The organism is uncultured Porticoccus sp., assembly GCF_963975625.1.
Taxonomy (GTDB): Bacteria; Pseudomonadota; Gammaproteobacteria; order Pseudomonadales; family Porticoccaceae; genus Porticoccus.
This window is the reverse complement of sequence record NZ_CAXBHS010000013.1, coordinates 79,530-91,229: the sequence shown is the minus strand read 5'-3', so window position 1 is coordinate 91,229 and position 11,700 is coordinate 79,530. Positions and strand designations below refer to the sequence as shown.

The window sequence follows — 11,700 nt, the reverse complement described above, 5'->3', positions numbered from 1 at the left end:
TTAATGATAAAAAACGACTAAAGCCTATCACCGGATGTGGTTGGATCAATCGAATCAAATACTTCGCAAACTCTATCAACAGGGAAGCCACTTCTTTGAGAATGCTCATAAATCAAATCAACAGAATCCGAAAGATAAAAACAAAATGTTTTATCTTCGGCGATATATGAATATTCCCATTGTATATGCTTACCTTCTTGCTGCATTTCAAACAATACGTTATTCGAGTGACAGGATGTTTTTTTCCGACCATCCCCATCCATTGAGGCAATATCTTTTATATTTCTTTCAATAAAATATCTTGACAGCATTTTTTTCACCTTATCGCCCATATTAAGAAGCCAGCTTGATATGTTTTAAACAGGCGGAATCCTTACCCGATCGAGCCTGGATCCCGCCCTCACCTATTACCTGGTCAATAATTCACACTGTTGCTTTACCACTTGAAACCCTCCCCTAGAGAGGTTAGTGACCAGCGGCATCGGCATGTGCCGCCCCTCCATGCGCCTGCTGACGGATATAGTGCCGCAAGTTCTCAAGATCCTCATCACTGAGGGTGTGGTACTTAGGCATCCCATTCCCAAGAAGTGCGCCATCACGAACAACCGACTCGAACGCTTTCTTGTCCAGAGGGATTGTGGAGGCACGGAGATCTGGCCCTTTTACGCCACCTGATACGGCGCCAGCACCGTGACAGGCAATACAAAGATCAAGCGCATAAACACCAGCACCGGCTGCAGCTTTTTCTTCATCAACCTTGAAGTTCATATCAACGATTGGCTTGGCAACTTCAGGGGCAGGTTGCGCTGGAACATTAGCCTTGCCATCCAGTGCGAACGTAATCATACGGCGCTGATGAAGCCCATATTTCCAACCATGGCTTTCAAAGCCCACGTCTCCAGACCCTTGGAAGTTAGAGGTATAGCCACCACCGGGACCAATCATTATGGCAACCATTTGTTTTCCATCGAGCTTATAGGTGATAGGCGGTGAGGAGATACCTAAGCCGGCATCATATTCCCAAACCACTTCACCATTTCGAGCATCGTAAGCCTTAAATTTTCCATCAGGGTGCCCCTGAAAGACAAGGTTACCGGCCGTGGTCAGTGTGCCGCCAGCCCAAGCAAATGGCTGCTCTACTTCCCAGACACGCTTCTGGGTCACTGGATCCCAGGCCTGGAGCGATCCAAGAGGCTTACCCGGCATGGTCTTCAGAGCGGCCCCTACGCCAAGCCCAAACCTAAATTTAGTGGCGCGAAAGTTCGTATCTGTATCCTTACCCGCATCTGTGAAATCCACTGATAAATGCATAGACGGGATAAAGGCCAATCCCAATTCCGGATTGAAGGACATGGCGTGCCAGTTATGCCCACCCCAGAAAGATGGGTAGATATTTTTCTTTCCATCAGGGTAAAAAGAGCTTTCTGGTATCACGTGCCGCTGCTTTTCGAGATCGAACTTGGTGGACCAATTGGCTTCCACGTACTTTTCAGCAGACAACACCTTGCCATTCGTACGATCGATCACATAGAAGAACCCATTTTTGGGTGCATGTATCGCAGCCTTTACATCTTTACCATCAATATTAAGATCGGCAAGAACGATATCCATATTCGAGTTATAGTCCCAAGTATCGCCGGGGGCTGTCTGGACATGCCACTTATACTTACCAGTGTCAGCATCAAGCGCCACAACAGAACTCAGAAACAGGTTGTCACCGCCTTCAGGGCTACGAATTTTTCTATTCCAGGGAGATCCATTACCGGTACCAAATATGATTTGGTCAAATTCCTCATCATATGTCCATGCGTGCCAGGCGTTACCACCACCACCGTGCTCCCACCATTTCCCGGTCCAGGTTTTAGCCGCCATTTCCATCGCTTCGTTTTCAAAACCATCAGCAGGGTTACCAGGAACAAGGTACCAGCGCCAGAGCTTCTCACCGGTCTCAGTATCATAAGCCGTTACAAAACCACGCGTGGGACCTATTTCCGTGCCGCCATTGCCAACAAACAACTTGCCATCAAATGCTTTGACATGACCGGTAATGTTCAATTGTGAATCTGCAGGAAAGGTTCTGGTTTGCCAGACCTCCTTACCGTCCTTTCTCGTGATGGCCACAATACGACCATCCCAAGTAGCGATATAGAGCTTGTCACCATAGGTTGAAAGACCTCGGCTGTTGCCCCAAAACACACGACGCATACTCTTGCCTAAAACCTCTTTAGCAACTTTAGGGTCGTATTCCCAGAGCTTCTTACCTGTACGAGCATCAATGGCCCTAACGACATTCAAATGACCAATATGGTACATAACACCATCAACAACCAGTGGTGTGCTCGCCATATCGGTTTTGTCTGGGATGTCGAAATACCACTCCGGTTTGAGTTTGCCGACATTCTTTACGTTGATATCTTTAAGCGGACTAAACCTCTGTTCCGAGTGTGTCCGCCCATAGGCAAGCCAATCGGCTGTATTGGATGTTTCGTTAATTTCTTTGTCAGTTATATTTCTGGCATGGTCGGCCGCTACTGTTACTGTGGATAGCGTCATGGACAGCAATGTCCCCATCACACAAACCGTGGCCAGCTTCCTGGTCTTTTTAACACGAGAAATATTCATTTGTTTAACTCCCTTCCTTGTATAGGATTATTTTTATTGACGAGGTCCGCATGGGGCTTAGAAGAAGTAAGTGACGCCCATTGAAAACAGATTAAGCTCATCGACATCGTCATAGATTTCTTCTACAGCATCGGTTCCCTCAACATCGACATCCAGCTGCTCATATTTCATATACACAATCATCTTGCTACCGAAATATTGCTCTAACGCCATACCGGTACGAGTCAATTTAGAACCTGTCACACCTTGCTCTCCAAGCAGTGCACTGTATTGATCATCATATTGTCCATACTCGGCATAAAAGGCCGTATCACCCAGCTTGTTCCAACGCTTACGGATGCCCAGCTTGGTGTAATAGGCATTATTCTCATCCTCTGCGAACTCAGAGACATCACCACTGGCCTCTTCATGCTGCCAGGTAAATGAACCAAACAAGCCTGTTGCTGTATCCATCAAACCCATCTGCATGGTCAGCATTTCTGTTTCTGTATCACCCAATGACACAGAAGTAACATCTACCAAAACAGGATCTCCACCGGCCGTCATCCCGGTATCTACACCAGCAACTGTGGTTACTGTTCGCTCAGCAACATTTGCACCGCCATCGGCGTTATAGGCATAACCGACATGAAACCTCAGTTCCATATCACCAACTTTGTCACTGTATTTAGCAGCAATGTCATAGATGTCATCGTTTGCATAACCGACGGCAATACTAACGGGACCAAAAGCTGGAAGGTCATACCGAACACCATTGCGGTAAACCCCATTACAGTCGATTCCAATACCCAAACCATTTAGCGTCATGCATTGAGCAAAGCTACCCCAAGTTGCTCCGCCTTCTAACAGGCCAGCACCCTCCGCGCCGCGGATAAAAAAACCGGAGCCACGAAACAAGGCTCCGACACCTGACCAAATAGTCATTGAGGGATCACCCAACACACCTATGTTATCTGTCGGCATGCTCTGCAAACCAATGGTAACCTTGCCCCAGCTACCTCCAATGAAAATACTGCTTCCAAGCAATCCGATATCACCACCATTAAAAGAATCCAGATTATCCTGGTTGGAAAAGACAAGCGGTGTAATCTGGCCACTTTCAATGCCATCCAGAAAGTTTGGATTACCGGAGAAGGGTTCGATAGTTACATCAAAACCCGCATTCAATTCTCCCGGCAGAGTTGCCGAGCCAGAAAAGGTAATCCGACTACCTAACGTAGTACCATTATCGGAGATCTGAACCGCATCACTACCTTCACCATCATCGTAATAAGATATGCTCTCATTAATCCACCCGGATATATTCCATGATGGATTGATACCTTCATCAGAAAAGGCAATTAGCGGAAAATGAACAAAAAAGCATATTAGAATAAAATTAATAGATAATTTTTTATTATTTAAAATAATCATATTTACAATATCCTTATAATTGATAACTTATTATTTTTAAAACACTTCTGAAATTATTTTATTTATATCCATAAATATTTCCGGATACCTGACAAGGCTTTCCCTGGGAACCAGATCAAGCCTTCCATCAGATTTTTTTGCTATTCGCCCAGACACTATTTCTATTTTTATTGCTAACAAAGCGCTGGCAAAACGATGCTTCCCTGCCAGCTGATAAAGGTATGAAACTGAGTTGTTGCATACCTCCGCCAATTCAGCCCTCTCCCTTTTACTGGCTCTCTTCAAGAACTCACTTAGCTCCATGCGCAACACTACCTTTAGCTCCATGCTCAATAACATTAGCTTTAAGTCCAAAACAATTCAATATTGTTTTAGCACAATTTGTTTATCAGAATGCTAAACTGCCGCCCAAGCACTGCCCAAACACTGTTAGAATTGTCAACAACTAAAAAAACATGTACCAGCACACTCAGTAGCAAAGTCATGTCGACAACACCCATAAATAGAAAGCTGCCATATATACGGCGGCAGAATCTTGAAGCCCTGATTTCAGAAGCCGGATCAGCGGTCACGCTCGCCAAGTTAACCGGCACGAACAGCTCCTACCTAAGCCAAATTCGAAACCAAACGCCGACCCAGAATGGCACACCCAGGCAGGTAGGAATCAATTTGGCGGAGAAACTCGAAAAGGGTATGAACAAACCCATGGGATGGATGGATGAACCGCATACGTTTCACGCAATCAACCATAGAGAGCAAACCGCTTACGAGGACTTCCAACTAAGATTTTTACCCGTGTTTTCATGGGAAAGCCTCGCCCCATCACGGGAAGAGTACGACCACCCTGACGCCAACCGCCTACCATGCCCTTGCCCCTGCAGCGAACAATCTTTCGTTCTATCTATGGATAGCTGCAGCATGGAGCCAGCACTTTACGAGGGGGAAATACTCTTTGTGGATCCAGCTGTCGATGCCGAACCAGGCAACTTTGTCATTTTTTTTGACCCATCGGCCAAACGTTTCAAATGCAGACAACTCATTCAAGACAGTGGTCGTTTATATCTGATGGCATTAAACCACGACTGGCCAAACAGAATTTTCGAGCTGAATAAGACCACAACTATTCATGGTGTTGTTATTTTTAAAGGACGATACTTAATTCCGATGTAAGTTAACTTTCAACCGATTTATTGGTGTCCAGCCTATTAAACTCGTCTCTAACTTGCACCTACTTTGGGTCATCTCCTCCCCAAGCTAGCGTTGACACAAAAGGAGAACAAGGCAGAGGAGAGGGCCTCCTCTGCCAGCTACAGGCTTACCCCACCCAACGATAGTCCGCAAACACATCATCCAGCTCAGTATGAAACAGGTGATTGCTGTAGTTGCTCAGCGTTTTCACCGCTATCGCCACAATCAATTCCAGCACTTGCTGTTCGGTATAACCTGCGGCCAGAAAACACTCCACTTCTGCACGTGAAGGAGCACCCCGTTTGTTCAACATGGTGACCACAAAGTCGTGCAATACCTGCAATTTCGGGTCATCAATTGGTGCGTTGTTGCGTATGGACTCCGTCACGTCAGCGGGAACCCCCGACATTTTGTCCGCAATCATGCTGTGCGCACCCATGCAGTAGTCGCAACCGTTTTCACGGCTTATGGTCAGAAAAACCACTTCCTGTTCTGCTGGCGAAAAGGTGGCTTCCTGCCGGAATAACTGATAACCATTCAGGTACATCTTCAGCATGGAAGGCGCATTGGCCATCGTGGCGTACATGTTGGGAAGAAAACCAAAGTTATTTTTTTGTTCGGTTAAAATATTTTTTATTTCCTCTGGCGCTGAATTCAGCTCCACTGCCGGTTGTGACATTTTGTATTCAGATTTCATGGTATTTACTCCTGATATGGACTTTACGGTTCAAAATAGGGCAAAAATTTTTACGTTTATTTGCCAGTTACTCAAAAATACGGCAATTGATAGCACCCCTTCGCGAAATGGTTTTGATAAACAAACCAGGTGAGCTACCGATGCTCGTCCAAGGGCTTTTTTACTAAAACATTTTAGGACTCAACGGTCCTTTAATCGGCAAAAAAATTATTTGATGGAATCCATGATCAACGCCACCACAGGCTCCAGTTCACGTTTATCAATACCGGCCTTGACCATGGTTCGCAAGCCACTGACTCCGGAAAAATAGAAATTCACCAAACTATCCAGGGACGCAGACGAAGAAATCTCTCCCTGTTCCACGGCGAGTTCCATTGCGCGGCGAAAAACGTTCAATACTGCTCCGGCACCCGCTGCTACGGCCAACTGCACCTCGGGAATCCGCTGGGATAGCTCATTGGCGGTATTAACCAGCAGACATCCCCTGCGGCCCGTTTTCTGTTGAGCTTCCGCAACGATGTCCTCAAGAAATCCCCGAAGAAACTCCCTGGCGGAATTGTTCGCAGCCAGTTTTTCCTCCAATTGAACAACCATGCTTTTCCGGTAATGATCCAGGCATTGAATAAAAAGTTGCTGCTTGTTGCCAAAGGTCTGATAGAGGCTGCTTTTGGACAGGCACATCACCCGCAGCAAGTCCTGGAGAGATGTCGCTTCATAACCCACGGCCCAGAACTGCTGGGTCGCAGATTCCAGTGTACGGTCAATATCGAACTCTCTTGGCCTGCCCAGATTCATGGATAAATTATGGACCGATCAGTTCTATTTGTCAACTATCTGGAATTATTGCAGCATGCCAAGGTTCTCAACCACCGGTGGCATTCATAAAACGCACCACCTGTGGCTGGTCCGGATCATAAAAATGGTGCCTCTCCGGCTTGATGGCCATGGCTTCGACAATGGTGGTTTTGAGGGCAGCCATGTCGCCGGGGTGAGCGCGAATCACGGCCCGCAGGTCCACCGAGTGCTCGTTGCCCAGGCACAGCAACAATTGCCCCTCACAGGTCACCCGCACACGGTTACAACTTTCACAAAAATTGTGAGAGTTTGGGGAAATAAAGCCAATCCGGCTGTTGCTACCGGGTATTCGGTAATACCGTGACGGCCCGGGAGATGTTTCCGCGCTGGCCATTAAGGGGTAGAAACGGCCAATTCTGGCCCGAATTTCCTGACTGCTGACAAGCTCCTTCTGACGATCAGACCGACTTGTCACCCCGAGAGGCATCTCCTCAATAAAGCTGATATCCAGGCCGTGCTCCAGAGCAAAATCCAGCAGTGCTATAACTTCGTCATCGTTCTGGCCACGCATGATTACCGCATTGATCTTGACCCGCTCGATACCGGCCCGCTTGGCAGCCGCGATGCCACTCAGGACCCGATGTAACTCGCCTGTGCGGGTAATCGCCGCAAAGCGCAGCGGTTGCAGGGAATCGAGGCTGATATTGATGCGTTTGACGCCGGCATCAACCAGCTCCCCCGCCACCGACTCAAGCCTTGCGCCGTTAGTGGTCAGCAGCAATTCGTCCAGCCCCGGCAATTTACCCAGGCTGTGTACCAGCGACATCAGATTGCGCCGCACCAGCGGTTCTCCACCGGTGAGGCGGATACGACTCACACCCAACTCGACAAACGCCTGACCAACAAATGCCAGTTCTTCCAGAGTCAGCAACTGCTGACGCGGCACGAACACCATGTCCTCCGCCATGCAGTAGACACAGCGAAAATCACAGCGATCTGTTACCGACAGGCGCAGATAGTTGACGACCCGGCCAAAGCGATCAGTCAGTACAGTTGATTTGCTGTCAGGCATAAATGACATAAGTACAGCCAAAAAGGGGGTAGTCTGGAGCGTACCCGATCAAAGCATCAGGTCAAGTCCAGAATACCTTTACCAGGCCCTTGACTGGTTAGCTCATCGGTTATTTTTCGGTCAGCAAAACGCACGGCCCTTCGGAAGATACCGGCAACCAACTAGCCTGCCCGGTCACATTGACATGCCTTCTGGGCCCTCAATCGACGTCATCCATCATCTGCAGCACTTGCTGCCACTCCTCGGGCGTATTGGCATTAAGTAGCGCATCGGCATCCGTGATGGGCAATTGCCGACCGTTCAGTGCGGCAAGCATTCGCTTCAACGAACGCGGTTGATCGCTGCCTTCCGTAAAAGCTATATCGAGATAGTCTTGCAGGGATTGTGTAACTGGCAGGTATAGCGGCAGGTAACAACCCTCATAACAGACAGGTAAACCAGTTTTCTCGCCCTCTTCCAACAATGCCCCCAACACTGTTGTGGTCAACAGGGGCATATCCACGGGAAGGACCAGCAGTGCAGAGGGTTTTATGGTGTGCAGGACAGAATAGATAGCTGCCAGGGGGCCGGCCCTGGGAATCAGGTCGGGTATGCCTGAAGAACCGCCCGCCACGACCACATCAAGGCCAAGCGCGGCAAGCAACCCCCTGTTGAAATTTTCCATCGTCTGGTGGTTGCGCTGCAAAGAGGCCTTATCTGAGCCCATTCGCGTTGACAGTCCTCCAGCCAGAATTAAACCACTACAGGTATGCATGGCACTCGACATTCAGGTTATGAAAATGAACCAAAACAGGTTCTTTGAGATACTAGCACTCGGGCACAAAGCCCGCAGCCATAAAAAAACCGCGCCAATAGCGCGGTTTTTATCATAAAAGAGCCGATTATTTACTCTTCTCCAGGATATAGTCCACAGCTGCTTTAACCTCGTCCTCGGAGCAATCCATACACAGGCCTTTCGCCGGCATACCGCGAATCCCGCTGATGGCATTGGCATAGAGTACATCCATACCCTGATCAATACGGGGCGACCAGTCACTGGCCACACCGGTTTTTGGCGCACCACCTGCTCCACTGGAGTGACAGGCAACGCACTTGCTGTTGTAAATATCTTCTCCGGAGCGAGGCCCAGCTGAGGCAACTTTGGTCGGTTCAGGTACATTACCCGCCAAAACCACTTCACCGGCAGGTGCGAGACGCTCGGACATGTCCTTCTCTTGCTGGGCAGTCAGCTGCACTTCCTGCTCCTCAGAACCGCAACCGGCCATACCGGCGACCAGCAGCAAAGCAGCGCCAAACACACTCAGCTTTTTCAATTGGTTCATTTTCGTCTCCATTTTTGCGTATTAACGACCAGATTCAGTGCGTTATTATAACGCATAAACTTCCGGGGTGAATGTTGTTTGGGGTTAAAGTTCAAAGCCGGGAAGGGTTATACCTGATCCGGTTTCTGAGCGAACATTGTTCTCGCCAGTTCCGTCCGCTCAGCGATGGACCGATCAACAGTCTCAAGCCGATCTATGGCTTGCAAGCGTTTTGCCAACCCGGCCTGATTGGCAATCTGGATAGCAAGGCCTGGTCTGGCGTTGAGCTCAAGAATCATCGGCCCTCGGTACTTGTCGAGCACAATATCCGCACCGAAATAACCCAAGCCAGTCATTTCGTAACAACCACAGGCCAAATCGAGAATTTCCTGCCAATGGGGCAACTGCAGGTTTTCAAAGCCAATACCTGTATCGGGGTGCTTGTCGACCCTGGCGTTGTTCTGAACCGCACAAACACTACAACCGGTTTTGATATCCAGCCCAACGCCCACGGCACCCTGATGGAGGTTGGCTTTACCATCTGAGGCATGGGTCGCACAACGCATCATGGCCATCACCGGAAATCCCCGATACACGATCACCCGGATATCCGGAACGCCCTCGTAGCTGAAATCACTGAGCAGAGGATCAAAGATAATCATATCTTCAATCATTGCCACATCCGTTCGCCCACCAAGACTGTAAAGACCACTGAGAATATTGGAGGTATGGCGCTTCACGTCGCGCAGACTAATCACCGTACCGGATGACTTGACGAACTCCTGAGCTCGGCGTTCACAGACCACCAGTATCCCCTTGCCACCGCTGCCATGAGCAGGTTTGATGACGAAACGCTCCAACCCTTCAAGGGTCTTTTCCAAACTTTGTATTTCGTGTTGAATACTGAGGACCCCGAATAACTTCGGGACACGCATACCATGGTCCTGCGCAAGGCGCTTGGTTTTCAGCTTGTCATCTACCAACGGAAACCGGTGGCGTTCATTGGTTGCACCAATGTAGTTGACGTTGCGGCTGTTCATGCCCAGCACGCCCAACCGACGCAACTCACCCGGAGAAATGAATTTCACTGCCAGTCCTTTCTCAGATAACGGAAACGATACAATTCTGACAACCGGTAGCCCGTATATTTACCGAGCAATAACACCACACCCAGCAGACTGATCATCAACTCGGGGAAATTAAACGTCAGGTGTGCCACCAACTCCATGGTCATCAACAGATAGGCGAGAATCGCCGCCAGCAGACTGCCACCACCCTGAACTAATACTTCGTGTGCGCCCTCCTCTTCCCAGAGAATCGACATCCGCTCAATAGTCCAGGAGAGAATGATCGTCGGCAGGAATGTCACCGTAAGCGCCTGTTCGAAGCCCAGTTTGTAGGTAACGATGCTCAGAGTGGCCATGATCAGGATCACCAGTATGACCACGGCGGTGATCCTCGCCACCAACAAGAGATTGAGATGGGAGAGGTAGGATCGAATCCACAACCCGGCGCTGACAACAGTGAGAAAGATCACCAATCCGGTAATCAGTGAAGTCTGAATAAATGCCAGCGCAATAAGAATCGGCATGAAGGTGCCCGATGTGCGAATTCCCACCATCACCCTGAGCAATACCACCACCAGTGCACCGACGGGCAACAGCAGCAAACCCTTGAACATGCCCTGCTGTTCCACCGGTAGGGCATAAATTGAGAAATCCAGCATCAGCTTGTCCCCTGCCTGCTGCTCCATGGACAACACGGTTTTGACGGGCAGGGTATTTTTAACGATGGCAAATTCCAGCTGCGAGCTGGTGCCACCGATCACGTCGAGCACGAACCGCTCACCCCGCTGCCAGACAAAAAAGTTTTCGGGCAAACCGGGCTTTGCTGTAGTGGGATCGAACAGATACCAACTACCGTTATCAAACACCTCCAACAGCGTCGACATCTGCTGGCGACGGCGGCCGTCTTCCAGATACACTCCTCGCACTCGTTGGGAGGGGATCCCGGCAAAAGAGAGCACATCCATGGCCACGGTCAGATCGGTTGCCTCTCGGGTACCAAACAAAAACGCTGCATCCTGATCCATTCCCCCCTGGGCCAGCTGCTGCAGCAGTAGTGCCGTAAAGCTGACCGGACCGGAGGAGCGTTCCCGCAAACTGGATACCACGCGCTCCATAGCGGTCCGCCGGTCGTCGCTGAGCTCGGGAGATACCACCGAGGGCACCGGGCTGGTCCCCAGCTCTGAGATATCCGCACGATAAACCTGCAACTTGTAATAGAGCGTCGTTGGGTGTTCCTGGGATTGGCGCGTCCACTTTGCCTGCCGCTTTCCCGCATCATCCTCTACCGAGAAACCAAACCCGGAGGAAGCAAAATATTCGTCGAGCATCACCCAGCCCGCCTGGGTTTCCGGCAGTGCCAGTGCAATTTCCACAGGACCATCACCCGGATTGAAGGTGATCTTGGACTCCAGTGTCCAGACATCCTGCTTTTCACCCGGCAACAGTGGGAAGTCCAACTCAATCGTTTTATACAACGTTAATCCCAGACCGACAGCGATCAATAAACCTGCCACCAGTGAAATTTGCAACTTGGAAGACATCATA

At 49.4% G+C, this 11,700-nt stretch carries 12 protein-coding genes; 1 reads left to right on the top strand and 11 read right to left on the bottom strand.

The features are described 5' to 3' along the window. Positions 1 to 17: 17 nt before the first annotated feature. The 4 genes from AACZ64_RS11965 to AACZ64_RS11950 all read right to left on the bottom strand — a co-directional run bounded on the left by AACZ64_RS11965 (position 18) and on the right by AACZ64_RS11950 (position 4,338). On the bottom strand, positions 18 to 311 hold the full coding sequence (locus AACZ64_RS11965) for a nickel-binding protein (protein WP_339640192.1): 294 nt from the start codon (positions 309 to 311) through the stop codon (positions 18 to 20). A 154-nt stretch (positions 312 to 465) separates the two neighbouring features. Continuing rightward, positions 466 to 2,622: a PQQ-dependent dehydrogenase, methanol/ethanol family gene (locus tag AACZ64_RS11960; RefSeq protein WP_293615416.1), complete on the bottom strand. Its 2,157-nt coding sequence runs from the start codon at positions 2,620 to 2,622 to the stop codon at positions 466 to 468. A 57-nt stretch (positions 2,623 to 2,679) separates the two neighbouring features. Further along, entirely contained in the window at positions 2,680 to 4,035 is a 1,356-nt protein-coding gene (locus AACZ64_RS11955; protein WP_293615417.1) for a porin, read from the bottom strand. Between the two features lie 36 nt (positions 4,036 to 4,071). Next, positions 4,072 to 4,338 carry a hypothetical protein gene (locus AACZ64_RS11950; protein WP_293615418.1) on the bottom strand — a complete coding sequence of 89 codons (267 nt, stop codon included), beginning with the start codon at positions 4,336 to 4,338 and terminating at the stop codon, positions 4,072 to 4,074. Between the two features lie 180 nt (positions 4,339 to 4,518). On the opposite strand from AACZ64_RS11950, the gene AACZ64_RS11945 reads away from it, so the two are divergent. After that, positions 4,519 to 5,205, top strand: a complete 687-nt coding sequence (locus tag AACZ64_RS11945) for a S24 family peptidase (RefSeq protein ID WP_293615419.1) — start codon at positions 4,519 to 4,521, stop codon at positions 5,203 to 5,205. Between the two features lie 145 nt (positions 5,206 to 5,350). On the opposite strand, the gene AACZ64_RS11940 is transcribed toward AACZ64_RS11945, so the two are convergent. From AACZ64_RS11940 to AACZ64_RS11910, 7 genes are all read right to left on the bottom strand, one after another. Beyond that, positions 5,351 to 5,920, bottom strand: coding sequence for a carboxymuconolactone decarboxylase family protein (locus AACZ64_RS11940; RefSeq protein ID WP_293615420.1), 570 nt, complete (start codon positions 5,918 to 5,920; stop codon positions 5,351 to 5,353). Between the two features lie 207 nt (positions 5,921 to 6,127). Further along, on the bottom strand, positions 6,128 to 6,715 hold the full coding sequence (locus AACZ64_RS11935; protein ID WP_293615421.1) for a TetR/AcrR family transcriptional regulator: 588 nt from the start codon (positions 6,713 to 6,715) through the stop codon (positions 6,128 to 6,130). 67 nt (positions 6,716 to 6,782) lie between these two features. Next, on the bottom strand, positions 6,783 to 7,796 hold the full coding sequence (moaA, locus tag AACZ64_RS11930) for a GTP 3',8-cyclase MoaA (RefSeq protein WP_293615422.1): 1,014 nt from the start codon (positions 7,794 to 7,796) through the stop codon (positions 6,783 to 6,785). 190 nt (positions 7,797 to 7,986) lie between these two features. After that, on the bottom strand, positions 7,987 to 8,541 hold the full coding sequence (locus tag AACZ64_RS11925) for a molybdenum cofactor guanylyltransferase (protein ID WP_293615423.1): 555 nt from the start codon (positions 8,539 to 8,541) through the stop codon (positions 7,987 to 7,989). Between the two features lie 127 nt (positions 8,542 to 8,668). Then, positions 8,669 to 9,109 (bottom strand): c-type cytochrome, encoded by a 441-nt coding sequence (locus tag AACZ64_RS11920; protein ID WP_293615424.1) that lies wholly within the window; start codon positions 9,107 to 9,109, stop codon positions 8,669 to 8,671. Between the two features lie 107 nt (positions 9,110 to 9,216). Further along, positions 9,217 to 10,176, bottom strand: a complete 960-nt coding sequence (locus AACZ64_RS11915) for an alpha-L-glutamate ligase-like protein (RefSeq protein WP_293615425.1) — start codon at positions 10,174 to 10,176, stop codon at positions 9,217 to 9,219. Continuing rightward, the gene (locus AACZ64_RS11910) at positions 10,173 to 11,699 is read right to left on the bottom strand and encodes an inactive transglutaminase family protein (protein ID WP_293615426.1); all 1,527 of its coding nucleotides are present in this window, start codon (positions 11,697 to 11,699) and stop codon (positions 10,173 to 10,175) included. The genes AACZ64_RS11915 and AACZ64_RS11910 overlap by 4 nt, the downstream gene beginning before the upstream one ends. Position 11,700 lies beyond the last annotated feature (1 nt).

Excerpts from the sequence above, each read along its gene's own strand:
- AACZ64_RS11965 (WP_339640192.1), bottom strand. The coding sequence starts at position 311 with ATGCTGTCAAGATATTTTATTGAAAGAAATATAAAAGATATTGCCTCA.
- AACZ64_RS11960 (WP_293615416.1), bottom strand. The coding sequence starts at position 2,622 with ATGAATATTTCTCGTGTTAAAAAGACCAGGAAGCTGGCCACGGTTTGT.
- AACZ64_RS11955 (WP_293615417.1), bottom strand. The coding sequence starts at position 4,035 with ATGATTATTTTAAATAATAAAAAATTATCTATTAATTTTATTCTAATA.
- AACZ64_RS11950 (WP_293615418.1), bottom strand. The coding sequence starts at position 4,338 with ATGGAGCTAAGTGAGTTCTTGAAGAGAGCCAGTAAAAGGGAGAGGGCT.
- AACZ64_RS11945 (WP_293615419.1), top strand. The coding sequence starts at position 4,519 with ATGTCGACAACACCCATAAATAGAAAGCTGCCATATATACGGCGGCAG.
- AACZ64_RS11940 (WP_293615420.1), bottom strand. The coding sequence starts at position 5,920 with ATGAAATCTGAATACAAAATGTCACAACCGGCAGTGGAGCTGAATTCA.
- AACZ64_RS11935 (WP_293615421.1), bottom strand. The coding sequence starts at position 6,715 with ATGAATCTGGGCAGGCCAAGAGAGTTCGATATTGACCGTACACTGGAA.
- moaA (WP_293615422.1), bottom strand. The coding sequence starts at position 7,796 with ATGTCATTTATGCCTGACAGCAAATCAACTGTACTGACTGATCGCTTT.
- AACZ64_RS11925 (WP_293615423.1), bottom strand. The coding sequence starts at position 8,541 with ATGCATACCTGTAGTGGTTTAATTCTGGCTGGAGGACTGTCAACGCGA.
- AACZ64_RS11920 (WP_293615424.1), bottom strand. The coding sequence starts at position 9,109 with ATGAACCAATTGAAAAAGCTGAGTGTGTTTGGCGCTGCTTTGCTGCTG.
- AACZ64_RS11910 (WP_293615426.1), bottom strand. The coding sequence starts at position 11,699 with ATGATGTCTTCCAAGTTGCAAATTTCACTGGTGGCAGGTTTATTGATC.